This window comes from Pseudoalteromonas sp. NZS71, assembly GCF_015864715.1.
Taxonomy (GTDB): Bacteria; Pseudomonadota; Gammaproteobacteria; order Enterobacterales; family Alteromonadaceae; genus Pseudoalteromonas; species Pseudoalteromonas arctica.
The window spans coordinates 1-26,493 of the sequence record NZ_JADYWS010000021.1; the positions used below are offsets into that span (position 1 = coordinate 1).

Consider the following 26,493-nt stretch of genomic DNA (forward strand, 5'->3'; position numbering starts at 1 on the left):
CATCGTCTAGAGGCCTAGGACACCGCCCTTTCACGGCGGTAACAGGGGTTCGAATCCCCTTGGGGACGCCACTTACTTATTTTTAATAGGAAAGTGAAGTGTTATTAAGAAAGCTCGCCTGAAACGAGTCTAAAAATTCAGTTGTCCTAGTGACACATTTATGTGTCCCCATCGTCTAGAGGCCTAGGACACCGCCCTTTCACGGCGGTAACAGGGGTTCGAATCCCCTTGGGGACGCCACTTACTATTTATAGTATTGTATTAAGCAGTGCGACACCGCACTCTCTATGCACGACGTTATCAAGAGTACTAATCTCTTGGGGACGCCACTTACTATTTTAAGTATTGTATAAAGCAGTGTTACATAACACTCTATATGCACGATGTTATTAAGAGTATCAATCTCTTAGCTATGTCATTTACTACTTAGATAGGGAAGTGCAGTGTTATTAGAATAAAACCACAAATTAATACCCTCATTTTACACTTCATTTTTATATCAATCTATTTACACTTTGTTACAAAACCAAACCCATAATCGCTCCATATTCCTTGTTGTACTTTTAATTAGTCTTTAAACTCATTGAGTTAATTTAAATATGGACTAAAAAATGAAACTCACAAAAATTGCACTTGCTGTTTTACTTGCATCAGGGTTGGCTGCATGTAATAGCTCAACTCAAGCTGTTGATAAAAATATTGTTACAGAAACATCAATTCCTGGCGTTACACTTATTGAATCAGTGAAATCTAATGCAGGTGAAATCAACATACCGTATAAAAAATATAAACTAGATAACGGTTTAACTGTAATTGTGCATGAGGATCATTCAGATCCCTTAGTACACGTTGATGTAACATACCACGTTGGTTCTGCTCGCGAAGAGTTGGGTAAGTCAGGCTTTGCTCACTTTTTTGAGCATATGATGTTTCAAGGTTCAGAGAATGTTGCTGATGAGGAACATTTTAAAATAATATCTGAAGCAGGCGGTACTTTAAATGGTACAACTAACTCAGATAGAACAAATTATTTTGAAACAGTACCTGTAAATCAATTAGAAAAAATGTTGTGGCTAGAAGCTGATCGAATGGGCTTTTTACTCGATGCTGTAACCCAAGAAAAATTTGAAGTACAACGCGAAACAGTAAAAAATGAGCGCGGCCAACGTGTTGATAATCGCCCTTATGGTCGTTTAGGTGAACGTGTTGCTCAAGCGATGTATCCAGATGGTCATCCATATTCATGGCCAGTAATTGGTTTTATGGACGATCTTAATCGCGTAAATGTAAATGATTTAAAAGCATTCTTTTTAAAGTGGTATGGTCCTAATAATGCAACGCTTACTATTGGTGGCGATATCAACGCTAATGAAATACTGCCATTAGTTACTAAATACTTTGCACCAATTCCAAAAGGCCCTGAAATCCCTACAGTAGAAAAAACAGCTGTAACACTAGATGCTGATAGATATATTTCAATGGAAGATAAGGTACATTTACCTTTATTAAGTATGAGTTTCCCAACTACTTACGCTCGCTCTGAAGATGAAGCACCTCTTGATATACTTGCTGAAATATTGGGTGGTGGTAATAATTCACTACTATACAAAAACTTAGTTAAAACTCAACTTGCTGTTCAAGCAAGTGCAAATCATCCATGCCAAGAGTTAGCGTGTTCAATTAGTCTTTATGCTTTACCAAATCCTACAGCAGGGAAAACGTTAGCTGATATGGAAAAAATCATTCGTGATTCATTTGTTGAATTTGAAGAGCGTGGCGTTACACAAGATGATTTAGATAAAGTAAAAGCTAAAATAGAATCGGGTGCAATTTTTGGTCTGCAAAGCGTATCAGGAAAAGTCTCTCAACTAGCCGCGTCAGAAACGTTTACAGGTAACCCAAATTCAGCTAAAGATGAGATTGCACGTTATAACAAAGTTACAAAAGCTGATGTTATGCGTGTTTTTAATCAATATATCAAAGGTAAATCTGCCGTTATTATGAGTGTTGTACCAGAAGGGCAAACTCAACTTATAGCTGCTCCAGACAACTTTACGCCTAAATCGCATGATTTTGGAGGTCCATCTACAACTTCAGCTGATGATTTAGTGGCACGAAGAGCTGTTGATACATTTGATCGAAGTGCTCATCCAGAGGCCGGCGCAAATCCTGCTGTTGATGTTCCTACTCTTTGGCAAACTAAGACCGAAAACGGTATTAAAATATTAGGTACTCAAAGTACAGAAACGCCAACTACCGCTATTTTCATTAAAGTTCCGGGTGGCCTGTACAGTGAGCAAGCTAGTAAAGTGGGTTTATCATCAATAACTGCATCGTTAATGAGCGAGTCAACGCAAAACTACACTACAGAGCAGATGAGTAACGCGCTTGAAAAACTAGGTAGCCAGGTAAGTATCTACTCAGATAAAACACATACAAATGTGTATGTTTCTAGCTTAACCAAGAATGTAGATGCAACGCTAAAGCTTGTCGAAGAAAAGTTATTTAAACCAGCATTTAATGCAGATGACTTTGAGCGTAATAAAAAGCAAATCATTCAAAATATTCAACATTCAATGAAGGATGCTGGGTATTTAGCATCTAATACATATAGTAAATTACTATATGGCAACAATATAGCTGCACTTCCAAGTACTGGAACGCTTAATAGTATAGAGGCTATTACACTTGCTGACGTTAAAGCTTTTTATAGCGCAAACTTTAAACCGCAGGGCGCTCAAGTAATTATTGTTTCTGATTTAAAAGAGTCAACAATTGAACCAAAAGTTAAAGCTACACTTACAAATTGGAAAGGTAAATCGAGCTTAGTAGCGGTTGATTTCAGTGAACCTAAAGTAGAAACTAATGTAATTTATTTGGTTGATAAACCAGACGCTCCTCAATCAGAAATTCGTATTGGTAAACGCGATATGGTTGAAGATATTACAGGTGAGTTCTTTAAAGCTAACTTGATGAACTTTGCACTTGGTGGCACGTTTAACAGCCGTATCAATTTAAATTTACGAGAAGATAAAGGCTACACTTACGGTGCTCGCTCTCGTTTCTGGGGTGATAAAACATCAGGTGGCTTTACCGCTTCTGCAGCGGTGAGAGCCGACTCTACTGCAGCGTCTATTACAGAGTTTACTAATGAGCTTAATAACTATGCTCAAAACGGTGTCACTGACGAAGAGCTTATGTTTATGCGTAAGGCTATCAATCAAAAAGATGCGCTTAAATACGAAACGCCTAATGCAAAACTTGGCTTTTTAGCACAAATATTAGAGTTCGATTTAAAACCTAGCTTTGTAAAAGAAAGAAATGAGATTGTTAGCAATATTAGCAAAGAAGAAGTTAACGCCTTAGCTAAAAAACACTTAAATACTAAAGACATGATTTATTTAGTAGTGGGTGATGCTAAAACACTTCGTCCAGAGCTCGAAAAATTGGGTATGAAAGTTGTTGACTACAGCCTTTAATATTTAAATAAATGATTAGAATTATAAAGCAGCTTTTTTAGTTGCTTTTTTTTTGCCTAATTGTAGAGTGTTGAATTTTTTGTGAAGTAGATTACAAAGAGCAGCTACAGCGTCTTTCCTTAAGATATAAAATATAGTTTCGTAGCTTAAGCCTTCAAATAACACCCCATTCCTAGCTCTTTTATTCAGTACTTATAAAGATTCGATTTGGTAGCATAAATTTAAACATCCAACTTTATTAGGAGGATTTATGGCAAGTGGATGGGCACGAGACGGTGCAATTCAAGATCAAATTGATGCGAGTGTTAATGACGCCGTACAGTATGCAAGAAGCAATTTAATATCTGGCGCAAGTGCAGAGCTATGTGATGAGTGCGATGAGAAAATCCCACAAGCACGAAGACTCGCGTTACCAGGAGTGCGCTACTGTGTTGCATGTCAAGCTGCAATAGAAGGTAATGATGCTAGCGCTAAATCGTTTAATAGACGTGGCAGTAAAGATAGTCAGTTGCGTTAAAAAGGTGCTGAAAAGCACCTTTTTACTTAATACCAATCTGCATAAATATTTGAACAATTTATAAAATTAAACCCCTCCATAGTTATACCAACCAGCATAAATCTTTGATCAATTTAACGAATTAAATTGCACTATAACGTCGTTAAAAATTTTTATTTAGAACAACTAGATACAAAAATTTTTGCCTAGTCCTAGCGTAATTTTCTTAACGTTAAATAGACCCCATATATAAGCAGATTGGCATTAAGCAAATTGTTATAACTTGAATTAGTTGGTAGGTAATTTAAAATTTACTCATGTCATCTTTTTTCTGAATTAGCTCAATTGCATAGCCATCAGGGTCTTTTACAAAAGCAATTTCAGTAGTGCCGCCTTTTACTGGTCCAGGTTCACGACTAACATTACCACCGGCTGCTCTAATATCAGCACAGGCCTTGTAAATATCATCAAACTCAATGGCAATATGACCATATCCATTACCCAGGTCGTAGCTATCTTCGTCCCAGTTATAAGTTAACTCTAATACTGTATTATCTGCTTCCTCGCCATATCCAATAAAAGCAAGAGTGTATCTGTATTCACTGTTATCAGCTCTGCGTAATTCTTTCATACCTAATACTTCAGTATAAAAAGCAATTGATTTGTCTAAATCCGCAACACGCAGCATAGTATGTAATAAACGCATTATTCAGTTCCTTTAGTGATTTTTCAAAGTTCAGTATATTTTTAACTAAGCGCTATTATTAGGCGCATTTTGTGGTTTTTATATGTATTAGCCATATATGTAGGCGTTACGTACAAATCACAACCTCAATACCATTTAGAGTTGGAAGCTGTTCACGTATGGTCTTTATAATTTTACCAATAACATCAACTGTAAATTACCAATTAATGAACTATTTTATTGAATTTTGCATATTTAAATAAAGAACACTCAATTATTGGTCAACCTATTAGTATAAAAAAAGTTACTGATTGTTCAACAAAAATTAACCTATGTCTGATTGGGTTTGTTATGTCTAACTATTTGTTTTTAATTGATATTAAATTTATTTGTATGTAATTTGTAAAAATACGGGATTTACTTGGTTAACTTATTGGTTGACAAAAAAGGCGTATGGTAATACAGTTTTTGCATACCAATTGGTAAGTTGCTTGGTTTGAGTGAATACAATGTATTGGTAATTAATCAGAGTTACGTTTTGCACAGGTTAATTTATAAATAACTCAAGCTTAAAGTTACTCTACAAATTGAAACAAAGACACAGCGTATTTTAAAGTAGATTTTACTTGTTCTTATAAAAGTATGCGCCACATATTTAGGAGTTATTCATGTCAAAACCAGTCATCGGTTTCATCGGCTTAGGCTTAATGGGCGGCAACATGGCCGAAAATTTACAAAACAAAGGCTATGAGCTAATTGTTATGGACCTTAGCAAAGATGCGGTTGCAGCATGTGTCGCTAGAGGCGCAAAAACAGCAAGCACTGCTAAAGAGCTAGCTGAAGGTTCAGATATTGTTATGTTTTGTCTTACAACTTCTGCCGTTGTAGAAAAAATCATTTATGCAGAAGACGGTATCCTAGCGGGTATTAAAGAAGGTGCAGTACTAGTTGATTTTGGTACTTCTATTCCATCATCTACTAAAAAAATTGGTGCTGATTTAGCAGCTAAAGGCGCAGGCATGATTGATGCTCCTCTTGGTCGTACACCAGCACATGCTAAAGACGGCCTTTTAAACATCATGGCTGCAGGCGATATTGATACATTCAATAAAGTTAAACCAGTACTAGAAGATCAAGGTGAAAACGTTTTCCATCTTGGCGAGCTAGGTGCAGGTCATACAACTAAGCTTATCAACAACTTCATGGGCATGACTACAGTATGTGCTATGTCACAAGCATTTGCAGTTGCAGAGCTTGCCGGTGTTGACCGTCAACAACTTTTTGACATTATGTCGACTGGTCCATCTAACTCACCGTTTATGCAATTTTGTAAAAACTATGCAGTTGATAATGTTAGCGACCTTGGTTTCTCGATTGCTAATGCAAACAAAGATTTAGGCTACTTCCTACAAATGGTAGAAGACCTAGGTACTGAATCAAAAATCGCTGAAGGTTCATCAGCTAACCTACAAGCAGCGTTTGACGCTGGTATGGGTCAAGGTAACGTTCCTGAAATTTTTGATTATTTCAAAAAGCTAGAAAAGTAATACTTCTCGACCTTATTGAGCGCTTTAAGCTTTTAGCTTAAGGCGCTTTAACACACATGACACCAATTGACTAAAGTCTTTGTGCAATGTCAGCTTTTTTAAATTCTGATGAAGCACTACTTTCAGTCACAACGAAAAAGAGTTAACTATGCGTTTGATTAACACAATAAAGCTTAGTCTAGTTCTCATCGGTTGCATATCCACACAAATAGCGGCCAAAGATTATTTTGTAGAAAGTAAACAAGCTTTTAATGATATCGCAGCTAATCTAGTTGCTGGCGACAAAGTAGTACTTAAAAATGGTACTTGGTCTGACTTCGAAATCCTACTTGAAGGCCAAGGTACAAAAAACTCTCCTATTTTATTGACCGCTGAAACTAACGGTAAAGTAATTTTATCGGGTCAATCGAACCTAAGACTTGCAGGTAAATACCTTGAAGCCTCAGGTTTAGTATTTAAAGACGGCTACACACCGAGCTCAGCTGTAATAGAGTTTCGTAAAAATAAAAATGAATTAGCCTACAATTCACGAGTTACTCAAACAGTAATCGATAATTACAGTAATCCAGACAAACGAGAGTCTGATTATTGGGTTGCATTATATGGACAACATAACCGCTTTGATCATAGCCATTTAGTTGGCAAACGAAATAAAGGTGTGACAGTTGCTGTTCGTTTAAACACTCAAGCAAGTCAGGAAAACTATCACCGCATAGACAACAACTATTTTGGCTACCGTCCAACTTTTGGTTCAAACGGTGGTGAAACCCTGCGTATTGGCACCAGCCATTACTCATTAACTGATTCGCATACATTGGTAGAAAATAACTATTTTGAACGCACCAATGGTGAAGTAGAAATTGTGTCGGTTAAGTCAGGTAAAAACATCCTTCGTAATAACGTATTTTATGAAGCGCGCGGTACATTAACGCTGCGCCATGGTAACGGTAACCTTATAGAAGAAAATATTTTTATTGGTAATGGTGTTGACCACACAGGTGGTATTCGCGTTATCAATAAAGACCAAATTGTAAGAAATAACTACCTACAAGGTCTAACAGGGTATCGTTTTGGCAGTGGTTTTACTGTGATGAACGGCGTACCAAATTCATCTATAAATCGTTATCACCAAGTTGAAAATGCGACAATTGAAAACAACACATTTATAAATGTGCGTCATATTCAACTTGCCGCTGGTAGCGATGCTGAGCGTAGCGCTGCACCTAAAGATAGCGTAATGAAAAACAACTTAATCATAAATCAAGATGGTGAACAGCCATTTACAACATTTGATGATGTAAGCGGGCTGGTACTAAGTAACAACATTGCTGATACAAAAGTACTTTCTGAGCTAACGTACGGTGTAAAAAAAGAAAAAATCACGCTTAAAAAAGCAAGTAATGGTCTACTTTACCCAACATCTAAAAGTTTAAATGTAGGTGCAAAGCGCGATTTAAAAGTACTTAAAAAAGAAGATACCGGTGTTAGCTGGTATGCAAAAGTACCTGCTTTAGTTGATTTTGATTCTGGTAAGACACATTCTGTTAAAGCTGATGTAAGTGCATTACTAGACGCTATTGATAATGCCGAGTCGGGCGATGTTCTAGAACTAGCGCCTGGCCAGTATGATGTTTCTAAACTGGTTAAAATTGATAAAACGTTGACAATTAAAGCAAAGCAGAACACAAAGTCTAAACTTACTTTTCAACGCTCTACCTTGTTTGAAATACATGATGGCGGCAGCTTAAAACTAGATGGTTTATCTATTTCAGGTGAAAACGCGCCAGATGCAATAGGTAACAGCATTGTTCGTACGCAAAAATGGGGTATGGTTGATAATTACCGCTTTGTAATGACCAACTCAGAGTTAAATGCTTTAGATATTAATCATTCATTTCATTTCTTTATCACTGGTAAAGGTGCAATGGCTGACGAAATTATTATTACAGGTAATACCTTTAATACAGTAACAGGTGACATTTTACGTCTAAATACTGAAATTGAAGACTTAGGTGTTTATAACGCGGAATACGTTATTATAAATAATAATACATTTAATGATGTGCAAGGTGGTGTACTTAAGCTTTACCGTGGTGGTACTGATGAAAGTACATTTGGCCCTCATTTTGAAATGACAAATAACACGCTTAATAACGTTGGCCTTGGTAAGCGTAACAAAGAGCAAGCGAGCATTTATGTTCACGGTGTTCAGGTTACTAATATCAAAGATAATAAATTTGTTAAATCTGCTCCTATTGTTGTAGAGCACACAGTAGGCGAGCCTAAAACTGAAATCTCAGACAATACATTTGATGCAACCAAAGCACCAAGTGTTAAAGAGTTAAGAGTTAAAGGCCCACATACAGCAGTATTAAAAAATAACAACATTTTAAATAAGGCAGGGTAAATACTATGTACTTATTAAAATGCCAAACAGGTTTTAAAATAGCGGCTGTAGCAGCACTTACATTACTTACATCATTGGGTGCTCATGCAGCGCACCCAAACTTAGTAATTACTACTGATGACGTAAGTCATATGCGCCAAGCAATAGGCAGCGAAGGTAAATTTTCTACTGCGTTTGAGCTATTAAAAGCGCAAGTAGACGAACAAATAGCTCAACCAATTGCGGTACCTGTACCAAAAGATGGTGGTGGTGGTTATACACATGAACGCCACAAAAAAAATTATCAGCTTATGTATAACGCAGGCATCATTTATCAACTAAGCCAAGATGATAAATATGCAAATTACGTGCGTGATATGTTGCTTGAGTATGCAAAATTATACCCAACGCTTGGTCTGCATCCAAAACGTAAAATGGACTCGCAAAATCCAGGTAAGTTTTTTTGGCAAAGCCTAAATGAAGCAATGTGGCTTGTGTACACAATACAAGCTTATGATCTAATTCATGACTCGTTAAATGCCGATAACATTAAAACAATCGAGGATGACTTACTACGTCCTGTTTCGTTGTTCACATCAGTAGGCCAACCCTCTACATTTAATAAAGTACATAACCATGGAACATGGGCAACAGCGGGTGTTGGCATGGCAGGGTATGTATTAGGTGAACCTGAGTGGGTAGAAAAATCATTATACGATTTAGAAAAGTCGGGTAAAGGTGGCTTTATTAAGCAGCTAGAAATGCTGTTTTCACCACAAGGTTACTATAACGAAGGTCCTTACTATCAACGCTTTGCACTATTACCCTTTGTAACGTTTGCTAAAGCGATTGAAAACAACGAACCACAACGAAAAATCTTTGAATATCGTGATGGCATATTATTAAAAGCGATTGATACGACGATTCAACTTAGCTACAACGGTTTGTTTTTTCCAATTAACGATGCAATAAAAAGTAAAGGTATCGATACTATTGAGTTAGTTAATGGTGTAACTGCAGCGTATGGATTAACTAACGACGCAGGCTACCTTGATATTGCTAAGCAACAAGACCAAATAATTCTCTCTGGTGATGGACTAAAAGTAGCTCAAGCACTTGATAACAACATGGCAAAACCTTATTCGTTTAAATCTGTTGCCTTCGGCGATGGTAATGACGGTAAACAAGGTGCTCTAGTTGTAATGAGAACGCAGGTAGGTGGCGATCAAGCTCTACTATTTAAACCTGCTGCACAAGGCTTAGGTCACGGTCATTTTGATAAACTAACATGGCAGTTTTACGACCACGGTAATGAAATTGTATCTGATTATGGCGCAGCACGTTTTTTAAATGTAGAAGCTAAATACGGCGGTCGTTATTTACCTGAAAACGAAACTTACGCTAAACACACTGTTGCGCACAATACGGTAGTGGTTGACGAAACAACGCATTTTAATGCAAATGTTGAAGTAGGAAATAGTAATTACCCTACACTTAACTTTTTCGAAACGAATGAATACGGCACGGTTTCAAGCGGCGAAATAAGCACAGCTTATAAAGGCGTTGATCTTGAGCGTACGCTTGCACTTATTAACTTACCTGAACTACAAAGTACAGTTGCACTTGATATATTTGATGTTGCAGCAAATAAAGCACATCAGCTTGATTTGCCTTTGCATTATAAAGGTCAGCTTATAGATACCAGCTTTGAGCTAAAAGCGAATGCAACACAACTGTCTGCATTAGGTACTAAAAATGGCTACCAGCATCTATGGCTTAAAGCTCAAGCGCAACCTCAAAGTGGTTTAGCTAAAGTAACGTGGTTAAACGAAAATGGTCGCTTTTATACGCAAACGAGTTTGGTGAAAGGTGATGAGTCTTTCTTGTTTACTCAAATAGGCGCAAACGACCCTGATTTTAACTTACGCAACGAAAACGGTTTTATTCGTCGTGTTGAGGGTCAAAAGCATCATAAATTTATATCTGTATTAGAGCCTCACGGTGAATACAATCCAAGTAAAGAATATACGTTAGAAGCTGTTAGTAGAGTTACAAAGCTTGAATATAGTCAGCAGGGCGATTTAACACTTGTTGAACTTGATATTAAAGGCAAGTCATATTTAGTGGCTATTAATAAAGCACCAACCTCAGCTAAAAATACATTCAATTATCAAAATAAAGAGTTCACTTTAAATGGCCGATTAGGCGTTTATATGATGAACAATAATCAGGAGTAAATAGGATGCAAAAGCAAAGCGCAAACTTTTCATTTGGCAACGAGACTGAAATTGAAGATTTAGGAAATGGTCTAAAACGTCAAATGCTAGGTTACAACGAAGAGCTAATGGCTGTTAAAATTTGGTTTGAGAAAGGGGCTATTGGCTATAACCATGCTCACAGACATTCTCAAGTAACGTATGTTGTTGAAGGTGAATTTCACTTTAACATTGATGGCGTAACTAAAATCTTAAAACCGGGTGATAGCTGCTTAATCCCACCATTTGCTGATCATGGAGCTACCTGCCCAACAGGCGGAATCCTGATTGATACCTTTAGCCCAGCGCGTGAAGACTTTCTTGAGGATTAATTATGCAACTTAAAGGCTTACGTTGGTGGGTTATAGCGCTAATTGCGCTAGCTACCATTATTAACTATATCGACCGTCAAGCACTTAGCGTGCTTTGGCCTGATATTGTTGAAGATTTATTCCCTGATGAATCAGCATTAGAACGCAAACAAATATACGCTAATATTTCAATTGTGTTTGTATTTGCTTATGCATTTGGTCAGGCCATATTTGGTAAAATATTTGACTGGGTGGGAACACGCTTCGGTTTTGTTTTATCGATAGGTGTTTGGTCTATTGCAACCGTTGCCCATGCATTTGCACAAGGTGTACTTAGCCTTAGTATTTTTCGCGCAATCTTAGGTGTAGCCGAAGCTGGTAACTGGCCGGGCGCAGCTAAAGGTAATGCTGAATGGTTTCCTACTAAAGAGCGCGCCTTAGCACAGGGTATTTTTAACTCTGGCGCTGCTATCGGCGGTATTATTGCGATTCCTTTAATTGCATACTTAACTATCTACTTTAGCTGGCAAATGGTGTTTGTTTTTGTTGGTGTATTAGGTTTTCTTTGGTTAGTGCCTTGGTTAATTTTAGTTAAAGCGCCGCCTAGCTCTCACCCTTGGCTTACTGCCGAAGAACGTGAATATATCTTAACAGGTCAAAGACGTGTTGATGATAATGGCGATGTGACTGGCGAAGATGAAGAAGAATATAACCCGTCTACTGCTGAGTTACTCTCTCGCAAACAAAGCTGGGGTGTAATTATTGCCTCTGCTGCGATTGACCCTATTTGGTGGTTATTTGTTTTTTGGATACCTATTTACCTAAACGAAGTATACGGCATGGATGTTAAGTCTATTGGTATATACGGTTGGGTTCCTTATGTTGGCGCTATGTTTGGTGCATGGTTTGGTGGCTTACTGGCACAAAATCGACTTAAAGCCGGATGGAACACTGATAAAACACGTAAGTTAACTATTACGCTAGGCTGTTTAATTATGCTACCTGCGTTACTTGCAATGGCAAATCCAGGCGGACCAACGACAGCGGTACTAATTATGGCTGTTATTTTATTTGGTTTTCAAACTGCAATTGGTAATGTGCAAACACTACCAAGTGATTTGTTAGGCAAAAAAGCTGTAGGTACATTATCAGGTTTCTCTGGTATGGCGGCAAAACTTGGTGCTGTAGGCCTTACATCGCTTGTGCCTATTCTTACTGCTGATGGTAACTATACACCAGCATTTGTTATTGGTGCTTCTTTAGCCATTATAGCAATGGCCGCTGTTTGGATTTTAATTCCAAAAATAGAACCTCTTAAAAAGCCTCAATAATCTAGATAATAACTGCTATGCCAACATGTTTTGTATAAGCGCATAGCAGTTAACTACATAGGGTAACTTCCAAGATGAAAAATATTTACTTTATCGGTGAATGCATGGTCGAGCTTAGGGCTATGAGCGCGGCAACACTACACCAATCATTTGCAGGCGATGTTTATAATTCTGCAGTGTATTTAAAGCGTTGCTTCCCACAGGTTACTACTTCGGTTGTTACGGCTTTAGGTCAAGATAATTTAAGTAAAAAAATGCTAGAACGCTTTGAAAGTGAACAAATAAATACACAACTCGTATTTGCTCACGATACCAAAGTACCTGGCATGTATTACATAGAAACCGATGAGCATGGTGAGCGTAGCTTTATTTATTGGCGTAATGATTCTGCAGCTAAAAAGGTTGTTGATTTTTTAGATGCTGATGCACTCGAGCAGCTTAGCCAAGGTGATATGTTTTTCTTTTCAGGAATTTCATTAGCAATAATTGAAGAAAGTGCACGTGAGCATTTTTGGAAAGTTGTAGAGCAGCTCAAAGATGCTGGGGTTAAAATAGTTTTTGATCCTAACTACAGAGCGCGTTTGTGGAATAGTGTAGAGGAAACTAAAGAGCAATATCATTTAGCCTTTACGCTTGCAGATATTACCCTACCTGGCGTTGAAGATTTAACAACACTTTATGACGTTCATAGCGTAGAAGCGGTTGTTGAATATTTAAAACCTTACCAAATTGAAGAAATTGTTGTTAAAAATGGCCCTGAATCGGTAGTGACAAAAGAGGGCAATATTCTTCAAAGCCACACTATAATACCGGTAACAAATGTTGTAGATACGACATCCGCAGGCGATGCTTTTAACGGTGTTTACTTAGGTGCTCGTTTATCTGATAAACCAATTTCGAGTGCTGTACAACTTGCTGCAAAAGCCGCCGGTGCGGTTATACAACAGCCAGGCGCTATTGCTCCAAAAGATATATTTCAGCTAGCAATGGTTGAAGCTGGTACCTGATACCAATTTTATTAAAAACATGATCACCTTAGCGTATTAAATAACTCACTAACTACGTTAAAAATTATTTATATAGAACAACTATGTATCATAATTTTAGCCTTGTTATTGAGCTATTTTCTTGTCGCTATAATAGCTCATTAATTTAATGCAATTGGTATAACAAAATAATTAAACATTAAAGGCCGCCATACCTCGGCCGCATTACTTTTTATAAAGGAACAACGTTATGACTCGCTTTTCTGAACTTATGTCAGGACAAACACTGCTACCTATAATTCAAGCTGATACGCCAGAGCAAGGTGTTCAAATAGCGAAAGCTATGGCTAACGCTGGCCTTACTTTAGTTGAAGTAGTACTAAGAACAGAGGCTTCTTTAGAAGCATTAAAAGCTATTAAGGCACAAGTGCCAGAGCTAAAAGTCGGTGCGGGTACAGTCATAAATACTGACATTTTAGAGCAAGCACTTGAAGCGGGTTCTGACTTTATTGTAACGCCAGCGGTTTCTCCTGCGCTACTTACTGCTCTTGCTAAATGTAATGTGCCGGTACTTCCTGGTGTATCAAACACAGGTGATATTTTAATGGCACTTGAATATGGCTTTGAAGAGCAAAAATTATTCCCGGCTTCGCTTGCCGGAGGAGCACCTTTTGTATCAGCTGTGTCGTCAGTATTTAGAGCAGTCAGCTTTTGCCCTACAGGCGGCGTTAGCGAAAGTAACAAAATGGACTATCTTTCTTTAAATAATGTATTCGCCGTTGGCGGTACTTGGATAGCGAAAAAAGAGTGGGTTGAACAAGAAAATTGGCAAGCAATTACTGATTCTTGTATCCAGGCTTTAAAATAGAAAGGATTTCATAAATGAATTATTTAGCCCCAACAATACTGCCAGGCGTAATCGTTGGCGATGAAGTAAGTGCTGTGTATGAACATGCGCGTACTAATCAATATGCGTTGCCAGCGGTAAATGTTGTTAGTACAACATCTATAAATGCGACGCTAGAAGCTGCTAAAAAGAAAAACTCGCCCGTTATTATTCAGCTTTCTAATGGTGGAGCTCAATTTTTTTGTGGTAAAAGCTTATCTTTACCGGAGCAACAATCAGCAGTGCTTGGGGCGGTAAGTGCTGCAAGATATGTACATTCAGTGGCAGCACATTATGAAGTAGCAGTGATGCTTCATACTGATCACGCAGCTAAAAAGCTACTACCTTGGATTGATGGTTTGCTTGATGAAGGTGAAAGACACTTTGAACTGACTGGCAAACCACTGTTTAGCTCGCATATGATTGATTTGTCAGAAGAGCCTTTAGAAGAAAATATCGAAATTTGTGAACGTTACTTAACGCGTATGGCAAAAATAGGTATGACGCTTGAAATTGAGCTTGGCTGCACGGGCGGCGAAGAAGACGGTGTTGATAACTCACACCTAGACAGCTCTTCTTTATACACTCAGCCTGAAGATGTTGCATTTGCTTACGAACGTTTAAGTCGTATTAGCCCTAACTTTATAATTGCAGCGTCTTTTGGCAATGTTCACGGTGTATATAAGCCGGGTAACGTTGTTCTTACACCAACTATTTTAAAAGATTCACAAGCTTACGTATCAGAAAAATTTAATCTACCAAGCAACTCAATTAACTTTGTGTTTCATGGTGGTAGTGGTTCTGAGTACGATAAAATTGCAGAGTCTTTAACCTATGGTGTAGTTAAAATGAATATTGATACCGATACGCAGTGGGCGTGTTGGACAGGTATTTTAGACTACTACAAAGGTAACCAAGCATACCTACAAGAGCAAATTGGTAACCCTGATGGGGATGATAAGCCAAACAAAAAATATTATGACCCTCGCGTATGGTTGCGTCATTCAGAGCAAAGTATGGTTGCAAGACTAGAGCAATGCTTTGACGATCTAAATTGTGTAAATAGGTATAGCGCATGAAAAGACTAAATACAGTATTAAAAGAAGACGGTGTAGATACCGATCTTATTTTACTTATTCGCACAATTTTAGCGACCAGTAAAGAAATTGCTTTTCGAGTAAGCCAAGGTGAATTAGCCGGTGTTTTAGGTTCAACATTGAATGAAAACATCCAAGGTGAAGTTCAGAAAAAGCTAGATGTAATCGCAAACCAACTACTTAAAGACATCCTACTTGACGACAGCAGCGTACGATCAGTTGCATCAGAGGAAGAAGATCATGCGGTAGGTGGCCACCCTGAAGGTAAGTTTATTGTTGCTTTTGACCCACTAGATGGCTCTTCTAATATTGATGTTAATGGGCAAATAGGCACTATATTTACTATTTACTTAGCCCGTGATGATGTTGCCTTCGACAGCGACGAGCAATTTAGTCAGCCTGGTGTAAATCAAGTATGTGCAGGCTATGTGTTATACGGCCCTTCATCATTACTTGTAATGAGTACTGGCGGTCCAACGCGTTGTTATACATTAGACTCAACGCATGGCGGTTATCTACTGACAAATAAGCAGTTAAGTGTGCCAGAGCAGAGTCGTGAATTTGCCGTTAATATGGCTAACTACCGTTATTGGGACGAACCGACACAAGTGTATTTTGATAAATTGCTTTACACCTGTGAAAGCTTTGAAAAAAGCTCAATGCGTTGGAATGCAGCGATGGTAGGCGACGTTCATCGTATATTATGCCGAGGCGGGTTATTTTTGTATCCGCAAGATAAACGCAGTGGTAACGATAACGGAAAAATAAGACTGCTTTATGAGGCAAACCCGTTGGCACTTTTAGTTGAAAACGCAGGTGGTAAAGCAACCTCTAGAGGAACGCGTATTTTAGATATTGCGCCAACTAGCTTGCATCAACGTGTGCCTGTTGCTTTGGGCTCAAATGAGCCTGTAGAGTTTTATAATAACGCTATTTTATAAACCAGTACTTAATAAAAAAGGGGCAAAAAATAGCCCCTTTCTTTACCCTTATTTTTCATTCTCTCTGTAAATAATCCTTTTTATACAAACTCACTTCATTTCTTAATTTTTTTATAGTCTTCAAATAAGAATACTTCATATATATTAAATAAATCTGATTTACTTAACCCCATGTAAAACCAATTTTTTACTCTAAGGTTATGTATTTTCGCAGTAATTGTGCACGATTGAATTCAATTTTTGACCTGGGATAACAGTGCAGGGTTAACTTTATGTTTATTTATTGTTATTTAATTAGGTGGGTATAGTGGAAAAAGTTATTTTATTATGGTTATATTACCAAGTTGGTTAACAATTTATTTGCAATTTAAATGAATTTGGTAATAAACGCATGATTTATTTGGTAACACACACAATAGATAACCAAATATTAAAACCATAAATTTGGAGAATAGAGCCACCATGAAATTAAAACATTTTGCGCTATGCGCTATTGCAGCTGCAATAGTTGGTTGTGACACAAACTCAAACAACAATGACAACAACTTGGGCTCTATTGCTCTTAGTGGAACTGTTACAAGCGGACAAACATTAACAGCTGAAGTTAGTGACCCTGATGGTATCTCAGGTGACGTGACTTACTATTGGTATGCAGATGGTGAGGCAATTACAGGTGCAAATAGCGCTTCGTTTACACTGACTGACGATCAGATAGGGTTACCAATTACAGTTCAAGGGCTTTATACCGATGATGGCGGTATCAATGAATCGCATATTACAGCTCCAACCGCAGATGTTGCCGCAATCGCATTCCCTGCAAGTTTAACTATTACGGGCGACGCTCTAGTTGGTTCGCAACTAACAGCCAATGTAGCTGACGAAAATGGCTTTGATGGCGATACAGTAACTTATAAATGGTTTGCTGATGACATAGAGATTGCAGATGAAGCACTTTTAACGCTCACGTTAACAGACGCACAGTTTGGTACAGTTATAACAGTTAGTGCATCTTTTGAAGATAGCCGTGGGTTTAACGAGTCTGTGACTTCAACGGGTACAGAGGTTGTAGCACGAACAAACTCAGAAGGCGAAGTTACAATTAGTGGCACGCCAACCGTTGGTAATATATTAACAGCAGAAATTAATGATACCGACGGGGCAACAGGAGATATTACTTACCAATGGCTTGCTGACGCACAAGAGATAGATGGCGCAACACAAAGCACCTTTACAGTTGATGCATCACTTTTAGGTCAAAAGATAAGTGTTCAAGTTGCTTACACAGATGATAATGGATTTATCGAGGATAATACATCAGAGGAAACAATTGCTGTTTCTGCTGTTGCGGTTGACGAAGCCGGTAGCGTCGCCATTATGGGCGTAGCGCCTTATTTGACAAGTGGCGAGTTAACCGCTGAGATAACTGATAACAACGGTGTTGAAGAGGCAAACGTTACTTATACTTGGTCTGCTGATGGCGTTGAAGTAGCCGACAGTAATAGTAAAACATTTACACCTTCTGCTTACGCTGGCTCAATAATGTCGGTAAAAGCTACGTATACAGATAACGATGGTTTTGCGAGTGAGGTTACAAACTCACTTGATACATTAGTTTACACACAATTAGTTAGTAACCCTGAAGCACTCCTTGGTGCTTTAAGCGGCGGTTTAGCTGATGGTGATGTTATTGGCTTAAACACCGGTGTTTATGCTGATATGGACGCAGTTTTATTAACCAGTGCAGTAACGCTTCGCGCTGTAGAAGGTCAAACTCCTGTACTTAGCGGTGAAGTATGTGTGCATGTAGCTGCTGGAGTAGATGGCGCTGGATTAACAGGGCTTACCTTTAAGAATATAGATACTAAAGCGGGTGCATTTTGTGAAACCGAAGAAGGTGCTGTTATTTACTCAGAAGGGGATAACTTTACTTTTTCGCAAAACACGATGGATGGAGAAGAAGCTACACTCAATAACTCTGAATACCATTGGCTGATGATAAAAGGTCAAAGTGCGTTGGTTGAGCGAAATACATTCTCTAATCGAAATGTAGCAGAAAAAGGGTCTGTGATAAAAATATCATCATCAAGCTCTGATCACGTTATTCAATATAATTTATTTAGTGACAGTGATAATCCAAACTTTGGTCAATCAAGTTTATATTTAATCAATGCAGGTAGCACAACGGGTAGCGGTGCAGCTGATAACGCAAACTTTACTATTCAGTATAACCGCGTAGAAAACTTTGTAACAGGTCGTCGTTTAATGCGTGTACAAACTTCTGGTGCAACCATCAAAGGCAATACAATCGTGAATCCTAATGGTGGTATTTCACTAGAAGATGGTGGCTTCAACAGTGTTACAGATAACGTTATTATTCGAACTACCGATATTGCAAGCTCTGATGATCGCCCAGCGGGTATATTAATTACACCACTTGGTCACACCGTAAGTAACAACTACATTGCAGGTATTCGTTCTGGTAATAAAGAAGCGGGCGGTATTGTATTTACGGCAAATCCATTTTCGCAAGCTGACGGCGGTGTGCCAAACTCGGGTAACCAAGCTGTACTTGATGCGGCTGGCGACTTTACACTAAATGTAACAAATAATACAGTTTTGAATTCACAGCAACCTATTGTATTTAGTACAGAAATAGGCTTTAAAGCACCAACAAGTGATTGTGATGAGTTAACCGCAGCGAATGCGCCGGTACTATACGGCCTAACCAAAAATGCGTTTGTTATAAACTTTAATGGAAATTTAATTGCAAACGGTTTAGGCGATCAAACAGACGCAGATACAATAAACAGCAGTGCTACAACTCAAGGCCTATTTTACCCAAATACACTTGATAGTGACCATGCTTTTGAATATGACTGTGACTTAATTAATCATGATAGCTCGCTGCTAAGTAACAACTTTGGTTATATGGATAGTCGAGTATCAGGCGATGCAAGCGGTGACTGGGTTGAAATTAGAAAACTAAATGGTAATGGCGCATTCGATACTGATGGTGCAATTGACCAAGACCCAGCAACTAACGGTAAAGAAGTGCTTGAGTACGTTACAGCAGCAAGTACGTTATTAGAAACTGACCCTGCAGGCCTTCAGGCAGAGGCAGGTGCTAAAGGTCTTCATTATATTCAATCATCTGAAGTAGGTGTTGGATCTACATGGAAAATACAAAACGATTAAGTAACCAATTAATCAGTTAACTTTTAAAAGCCCCAAATTTGGGGCTTTTTTATTATTTATTAATAATCACCACACTTTTCTCAACCTACATTACCCATTTATAAACTAGTTTAGAGCGGTTTATATTCTAGTAAAAAACCTGCCTGACCTACTGGTAATGCCGCTAAGTTAAAATTGGTATACCTTATGGTAATATTAAAACGTCAAATTGGTTGATCATCGTGCTGCCTTTAAGTATATTAACGTCAAAGGTCACATAAAATATACATCAGCATAACAAGCTAACACACTAAAATCACACAACAACAACCAGCGGAGAATTCAAATGTCGTTGAAGTCACGAGATAACAATAATTCTACAACAGGGCAGTTTGCAATGCGCCCAGTTGCAAAATGGGTAAGAACAGCGGTCATCGCAGGTATGGCAAGTTCTTGCGTATTTACAGCAAGCGCACAGGAAGATCAGGGAAAAGCGACAGAAGTTGAAGAAGACGTTGAAATAATTAGTGTTACAGGTACACGTAGAACGATTCAAGACCAAATAGCAATTAAACGTGAAGCAACAACGGTAGTTGATGGCCTGTCATCTGAAGATATTGGTGATTTACCAGCACTGTCTATCGGTGAAGCACTGGAATCAATTACAGGTGCTGCATCTCACCGTGAAAACGGTGGTGCAACAGAAATCACTATTCGTGGTCTTGGTCCATTTTTAAGTGCAACGCATATCAATGGTCGTGAAGCGACTAATGGTAGTGGTGACCGCTCAGTTAACTTTTCGCAGTTTCCGTCAGAACTTGTAAAAAAAGTAGCAATTTATAAAACGCAAGATGCGTCAATGATTGAAGGTGGTGTTGCAGGTGTTATTGCACTTGAAACTATAACTCCACTTGATTTTGGCAAGCAACGTGTATCAGCTGAAGTTAAATTAAACTACAACCCTGATGAAGGTAATGTAGATAACTCACTTCAAAGTGACGCGGGTTACCGTGGCACGTTTAGTTATGTTGACCAGTTTGAATTTGATAACGGCCAAGCCGTTGGTGTGTCTTTTGGCGTACAGCGCCAAGATATCAGCCAACCAGAAGCTGAATACAGAAGCTCTAGCCCATCAGGTTCTTCATTATGGGCGTGTTTAAACGATCCTAATAATACCAATGAAGGTTTTTATCGTAGCAGCGCAGGCGACTGTGAAGACCAAGTTAGTGGCAGTAGCAACCAAGGTTACGATACAGAAATTGATCCTGAAACAGGTAAAGCAGTAAGTGATGGTACTCCTTACGCTTGGACTGGCAGTAGCCGTAGTTACCGCCAAAACGAGACATCAGATGAACGTGATGCAATGTTTTTTGCACTGCAATACCAACCGTCAGCTGATTGGGATGTTAACTTTGACGCACAAATATCAGATAGAACACAACAAGAAGCACGCCACGATTTAATCTTTTTACAAAAACGTGCAACACCAGGCGTAACAGGTCCAACACTTGTTACTAATGATGTAGGCGGTATTTTGCACTGGGAAGGTGAAGAGCGCATTGAATCAGCGGGTGAGCAATTTTCTCGTGAAGAAAACTACCAAGGTTACGGCATAAATATAGAACATACAGTTACCGATAGATTAACTGTTGACTTAGATTTAGCGTATTCAAAAACTGAACGTGAAGAACTTCAAATATCTAACCGTGGTAGAACATCAGGTCGTAATTTCTTTTCTTGGGATATGGGCGATGAGATCCCTCATTTCACACTGACAGACTTTGACGTAACAGATATTTCAAACTTTACAGATAGCCTAAGAACACGACTTGACCGTGAAAATGTTCGTGAAAACGAAGTTATCTCAGCGCGACTAGATTTTGACTATACCTTAGATGGCAATGTTTTCACCAGTATTCAAGGTGGTATTAGAACATCTGAAATGACCTTCCTACAGTATGGTGGTAGCCAAGGTAACGGTTCAAGAAACGAATTTACACTAGACTCTGGTACTGAAGCGCTTGACGTATTACAAGGTTGTCAAATCGATTTCCCAGAATCAGGCTTTTTATCGAGTGTATCTGATGGCGATATCGTAACAAATGTTGATAGTGACGGTAACGTTGTAGATAGCGGTACAGGTTCATCATGGGCTACATACGACAACGTATGTTTCTCACAAGCTGTAGCTGGTTCTAACGCTGATGGTGTGTTTGCTTACCCAGAAGTTGAATATGAAAATGCAGGTACAATTGATGTAACAGAAAAAACAACATCAGTGTACTTAATGGCGAATTACGATACTGAAATGTTTGGTAAATTCATTCGCGGTAACTTTGGTCTTCGTATTGTAGACACAGAAGTAACTTCGATTGGCTTTAGAAATAGCTTTGACGTAGTAACAAGCGACACAGGTGTACTTTCTCTGGTTGAATCTGATAATGGTTCATTGGATAAAATAAAAAGCGGTGGTGACTACACGAAGTATTTACCAAGTTTTAACCTAGTTATTGACTACAGTGAAGATATTTTATTCCGTGCAGGTATATACCGTGGTATGTCACGCGCAGATCCATCTGATTTAGGTTACAGCCGTACATTCCAAGAAGATACAGAAGGTACAGCAACATCAATTAGCGATTTATTAGTGGGTGTAAATGGTTCTGGTAACCCGGACACTCAACCGCTTATGTCGTGGAACTACGATGCTGCGTTTGAATGGTACCCTAACGAAGATTCAATCTTAGCGTTAAGCTTATACTACAAACAGTTCAACGGTGGTTTTCAACAACAAACAGTAATTGAAGATTTTACTGTTGCCGGTGAAACTGTTTCATTACCAATTACTAACTCTGTTACATCAGATGAAGACAGTGAAATATTAGGTCTTGAAGCCTCATTTTCTTACCGCTGGGATAACGGCATCGGTATGAAATTTGGTTACAACTATGCAGACACTGATTTTGAGTTCCAAGATAGCTTATACGGCGATACGTTTGAGACTGACGTAGATGGTAATACTACACAGTTAACTGACGGTATTATTGAGTCGGCTTCAGTACCTGGTTTCTCAAAGCATGTATTTAGCAGTCAGCTGTACTACCAAATTGGTGGATTTGATACTGCTGTTATTTACAAATATCGTAGTGAGTATTTCCAACCATATACTACAAATGGTACTCGACTTCGTTATGTTGATGGCGTAGGTGTGTGGGAAATGCGCGCATCATACAAAATTGATGAGCACTTTAGAGTTAAAGCAGAAGCAATTAACTTGTTCAGTGCACCTAAATCACAAGACTTCTTTGTTGAAGGTAACTTAGGTGAAGTGAATGACTACGGCCCACGTTTATTCTTAGGTTTGAGCTACAAGCTATAATAATAGTTAAACATTAAATCACATTAAAAAGGCGGTTTTACCGCCTTTTTTGATCCTCAAATTCTTCAATTTTATATTTTCGATAACATCAACAAACAGTACTTAAAAACTCACTCCTAAATTACGCTACTTGACTAAAAACAATTAAATTGGTTAACCAATAATGCTGTTTATTCAGCACGCCCAACATCATCGGTTTCTCCTGCCTAAATTATTTCATTTTTAAAACGATAACTATTCTAACCTTTGTTATTGACAGCCCTATTTCTAATAGAATTTAAAAACCATAAATAACATCAACTTAAAATGTAAGTTTTGCTTTTAACTTGAAATTTAGTTAGGTTTTTCTATTTTGGTAATAACATATTGCATAATATTTGATCTAAATTCATTACCAAAAGGTTGACCTTTGTAGGTGTGGGTGTAAATATAAAGTTAAGGGTTTGTAATAATTAAGGGCTTTTAATAAAAACAATAAAGTAGCTGGTTAAACATAGCATTTCACACACACAGGAAAAAAACTATGAGTCACAAGTTATCTAAAATTACACTGGCAGTTATATCGGCAACCGCACTTGGTATGTCTTTGTCTACACAGGCGCAAGAAGCTCCAAAAAAAGCTGCAGACGATCTTGAGGTTATTGAGGTTTCAGGCATTCGACAATCGCTTACAAATGCGCTTGCACAAAAGCGTTCAGCAGATAGCCTTGTTGAGATTATTGAGGCTGTCGATATTGGTAAGCTACCAGATCAAAACCTCGCAGAAGTACTTGAAAATGTAACGGGGATTCAAATTACCCGTGAAGCAGGGGTAGGTACGGGTGTTCAAATTCGTGGTACCAATGCTAATCGTACAGAAGTGAACGGCGTATCAACAGTTGGCTCAGGGTCTGGACGAAGTGGCATTAGTTTTGAGGATGTATCAGCTGCAATCATCTCTGGTGTAGAAGTAATTAAGTCACCAGAAGCAAAAACAATCGAAGGCTCTGTGGGCGCAACAATAAACCTTAAAACAATTCGCCCGTTACAGTTAAATGAAACTCTAGGCTCAATTAGAGTCCAAGGTGAAGATAGTAGCTTATCAACAGATGGTGTGACTCCTAGGGTATCGGGTGCTTGGGGTGATAACTGGGAGCTTGATTCGGGCGGTAAGTTTGGTGTTGTATTTAGTGGTAGTTACAGTGAGCAAGACGTAACCGCATTTCGTCCTCGCGCAGATAGAGATAATTCGGTAGCCGCTGATAGTGGTGCTGCAAGTGCACAATCGTTTGATTTTCTACCAGTACAATTTTTAATTCAAGATTACGATAATTACGAATACGAGACAAAAAACTTCGCAGGTACATTTGAATATGCGCCAAACGACAATATGAAATTCTTTTTTGATGCAGTTGTTAATGATCAAGAGCGCCGCCAAGAAAGCTCAAGAGTACAAGCATCTGGCCTAAGTGATCTTAGAAATGTATCAATACCGAGTGAATTTAAAACAGTTAATTTTGGTTCACTTGACGGACAAAACCTGGGCAGCATACAGGCGGCCGTAAGAGGCGTGATTCCGGTTGAAGACGGTGGTGGCGATCCTAACTTACGTTTTTCTAGCGATACTAATTCACGCATCACAAAGAGCAAAATATTTAGAATAGGGGGCGAATGGCAAGGCGATAGATTATTTGCAAGTGTTGAAGCCTCAACCTCTCGTTCTGATTCAACTACACCAAGTTTTAATACAACGCTCAATTTTATAAATCCAAATGTCGCTACTAATTCGTCAAATGAAAACGGTACTCCTTTTGAGTATGATCTTACAGGTGATGCACTTACATTTGGCATTGCAACGGGGGAGGCAAACGCGCCAACAATGGCTCAATTACTCGACCCTGCAAATGTTGTTCTACGTGACGTAAACCAAGGGCAAGATGAGTCAGAAAATACAGAAGATGCGTTTCGTACAGATTTTACATATTACTTAGATGATGTAATAACGTCAGTCGATTTTGGTTACCGCTACAGTAAAACGAGTAGTGTGTCGGATCAAGTTCGCTCTAACGTTGGTTTAAGAAATATGGCTGATAGCCCAACGGGTGATTTATTTGCACAATTATTAACAGCGGGCCCAGATAACTTTAACGATGGTGATGGGCGAGCACTCTATATTCGTGATTTCTTACTTATAAACCCAGAGCTTGCATCCTCTGATCCACAAGCCGTATTAGCAGCGCTTAACCAAGCGATTGAAGCTAATAATGCAATAACGGGTTCTGATCGCGGTCCAATAAGTTCACCAACGTCTCAAGTAAATGCATTTTTTGATATTGAAGAAGAAACGCATGCCTTATACGCACAAGCTAATTTTGAGTATGGCATGTTTCGCGGTAACTTTGGCCTACGTTATTTAGAGACTGAAGTTACATCGCTAGGTAACTCTGTTACTCAAGATGGAAGTGGCAACGAACTGGTTACTCAGCTAACGTCAAAAGGTGATTACGATTTCTTTTTACCTCGATTCAATTTAGCCGCGAATGTAAGTGAAGATGTGATTGTTCGTTTAGGTTGGTCAAAAGATATTAGGCGCCCAGATTTTGATGACCTATCTACATCTGTTACGTTTGGCACCAGCCCTAATAGTGCCGTTTCAATTGGTAATTCAGGCTTAGCGCCAGAAGAAGTAACCTCTTTCGATATATCTACAGATTGGTATTTTGCACCCGCTGCTTTGTTAAGTGTGGGGTACTTTCATAAAACACGTAGCGATTTGCACGTTACACAACAAGTTGACCCATTTGAAGACCCAAGCACAGGCTTTCGCGATACAAATGGTCCAGAGTGTGAAGGCGGCGGCATATTTAATCCAATTGCAGACATAAACGTGTTTGGCCCAGATGCTGGCGTAGGGTTATGTGTTCCTACGCAAACTACTATTAATGATTCAGGTGAAACAACACAGCAAGGTATTGAGCTTGCAGCTCAATACGACTTATCAAGTTTTGAAAAAGAGCTAGGTTGGGCATCAGGTTTTGGTGTGGTTGCTAACTATACCTATCAAGAATTTTCTGGTGGTGAATCATTTGACACTGCAACGAGTCGTGCAAATGCAGTTTTTGCATTAACAACCGGTAACCCGGATGCAGACATAAGTGCTAAGCAATCACTCATTGATCTGTCAGAAAACGCATATAATATTACATTTTACTATGAGAAATACGGTCTATCTGCTCGAGCGCGTTACACGTGGCGCGAAGGGTACCGTTCAACTGACTTTGGTAGCACCTCGAGCTTTCCATGGGGTTTCCCTGTTGTACAAGAAGACAGAGGGCAGCTTAATGCCAGCATAAGTTATGATGTGAACGATCAGCTAAATATCGGTATTGAAGCCGTTAACTTAACTGAATCAGAAGTTAGCCAGTCTTGTGTTAACGAAGGTGCTTTACTTTGTTTCCAAGGTATTACAGACCGCCGTATTACATTTGGCGCAAGCTATAGATTTTAAAAGTTATAGTTAAATCGAGTCTATGAGTGTGTGTATTTAAAGACGCTAAAAGC

At 38.7% G+C, this 26,493-nt stretch carries 15 protein-coding genes and 2 tRNA genes; 16 read left to right on the plus strand and 1 reads right to left on the minus strand.

All coding sequences use genetic code 11. From position 1 onward, the window contains the following. The first annotated feature begins 1 nt into the window (after window position 1). The 4 genes from I6E85_RS14245 (at window position 2) to I6E85_RS14260 (ending at window position 3,996) form a co-directional block, all read left to right on the plus strand. Window positions 2–71, plus strand: a tRNA-Glu gene (locus I6E85_RS14245). A 93-nt stretch (window positions 72–164) separates the two neighbouring features. Beyond that, window positions 165–240: transfer RNA gene (locus I6E85_RS14250), tRNA-Glu, on the plus strand. Between the two features lie 371 nt (window positions 241–611). Then, a complete protein-coding gene (locus tag I6E85_RS14255) occupies window positions 612–3,479 on the plus strand; it encodes a pitrilysin family protein (RefSeq protein WP_024591535.1) in 2,868 nt (955 codons plus the stop codon). Window positions 3,480–3,729: 250 nt separating this feature from the next. Next, a complete protein-coding gene (locus tag I6E85_RS14260; RefSeq protein ID WP_024591534.1) occupies window positions 3,730–3,996 on the plus strand; it encodes a DksA/TraR family C4-type zinc finger protein in 267 nt (88 codons plus the stop codon). Window positions 3,997–4,279: 283 nt separating this feature from the next. Here I6E85_RS14260 and gloA read toward each other — a convergent pair whose 3' ends face one another. Further along, on the minus strand, window positions 4,280–4,681 hold the full coding sequence (gene gloA, locus I6E85_RS14265; RefSeq protein ID WP_024591533.1) for a lactoylglutathione lyase: 402 nt from the start codon (window positions 4,679–4,681) through the stop codon (window positions 4,280–4,282). Window positions 4,682–5,328: 647 nt separating this feature from the next. On the opposite strand from gloA, the gene I6E85_RS14270 reads away from it, so the two are divergent. From I6E85_RS14270 to I6E85_RS14325, 12 genes are all read left to right on the plus strand, one after another. Continuing rightward, a complete protein-coding gene (locus tag I6E85_RS14270; protein WP_007585320.1) occupies window positions 5,329–6,207 on the plus strand; it encodes an NAD(P)-dependent oxidoreductase in 879 nt (292 codons plus the stop codon). 148 nt (window positions 6,208–6,355) lie between these two features. Further along, the gene (locus I6E85_RS14275; protein ID WP_024591532.1) at window positions 6,356–8,614 is read left to right on the plus strand and encodes a polysaccharide lyase 6 family protein; all 2,259 of its coding nucleotides are present in this window, start codon (window positions 6,356–6,358) and stop codon (window positions 8,612–8,614) included. Between the two features lie 5 nt (window positions 8,615–8,619). Then, entirely contained in the window at window positions 8,620–10,830 is a 2,211-nt protein-coding gene (locus I6E85_RS14280) for a heparinase II/III family protein (RefSeq protein ID WP_024591531.1), read from the plus strand. 5 nt (window positions 10,831–10,835) lie between these two features. Continuing rightward, window positions 10,836–11,180 (plus strand): cupin domain-containing protein, encoded by a 345-nt coding sequence (locus tag I6E85_RS14285; protein WP_002962963.1) that lies wholly within the window; start codon window positions 10,836–10,838, stop codon window positions 11,178–11,180. 2 nt (window positions 11,181–11,182) lie between these two features. Then, the gene (locus I6E85_RS14290; RefSeq protein ID WP_007585328.1) at window positions 11,183–12,490 is read left to right on the plus strand and encodes an MFS transporter; all 1,308 of its coding nucleotides are present in this window, start codon (window positions 11,183–11,185) and stop codon (window positions 12,488–12,490) included. Between the two features lie 74 nt (window positions 12,491–12,564). Then, a complete protein-coding gene (locus tag I6E85_RS14295) occupies window positions 12,565–13,497 on the plus strand; it encodes a sugar kinase (RefSeq protein ID WP_101163380.1) in 933 nt (310 codons plus the stop codon). A gap of 229 nt (window positions 13,498–13,726) precedes the next feature. Next, window positions 13,727–14,344 carry a bifunctional 4-hydroxy-2-oxoglutarate aldolase/2-dehydro-3-deoxy-phosphogluconate aldolase gene (gene eda, locus I6E85_RS14300; RefSeq protein WP_007585331.1) on the plus strand — a complete coding sequence of 206 codons (618 nt, stop codon included), beginning with the start codon at window positions 13,727–13,729 and terminating at the stop codon, window positions 14,342–14,344. A 14-nt stretch (window positions 14,345–14,358) separates the two neighbouring features. Next, complete coding sequence (fbaA, locus tag I6E85_RS14305) at window positions 14,359–15,441, plus strand: class II fructose-bisphosphate aldolase (RefSeq protein WP_024591529.1); 1,083 nt, start codon at window positions 14,359–14,361, stop codon at window positions 15,439–15,441. Continuing rightward, window positions 15,438–16,400 carry a class 1 fructose-bisphosphatase gene (locus I6E85_RS14310; RefSeq protein WP_010555334.1) on the plus strand — a complete coding sequence of 321 codons (963 nt, stop codon included), beginning with the start codon at window positions 15,438–15,440 and terminating at the stop codon, window positions 16,398–16,400. The genes fbaA and I6E85_RS14310 overlap by 4 nt, the downstream gene beginning before the upstream one ends. A gap of 462 nt (window positions 16,401–16,862) precedes the next feature. After that, window positions 16,863–19,595 (plus strand): poly(beta-D-mannuronate) lyase, encoded by a 2,733-nt coding sequence (locus tag I6E85_RS14315; protein WP_197237039.1) that lies wholly within the window; start codon window positions 16,863–16,865, stop codon window positions 19,593–19,595. A 325-nt stretch (window positions 19,596–19,920) separates the two neighbouring features. After that, window positions 19,921–22,953, plus strand: coding sequence for a TonB-dependent receptor (locus tag I6E85_RS14320; protein WP_007585340.1), 3,033 nt, complete (start codon window positions 19,921–19,923; stop codon window positions 22,951–22,953). A 523-nt stretch (window positions 22,954–23,476) separates the two neighbouring features. Beyond that, window positions 23,477–26,440, plus strand: coding sequence for a TonB-dependent receptor (locus I6E85_RS14325; RefSeq protein WP_197237040.1), 2,964 nt, complete (start codon window positions 23,477–23,479; stop codon window positions 26,438–26,440). The last annotated feature ends 53 nt before the right edge of the window (window positions 26,441–26,493 follow it).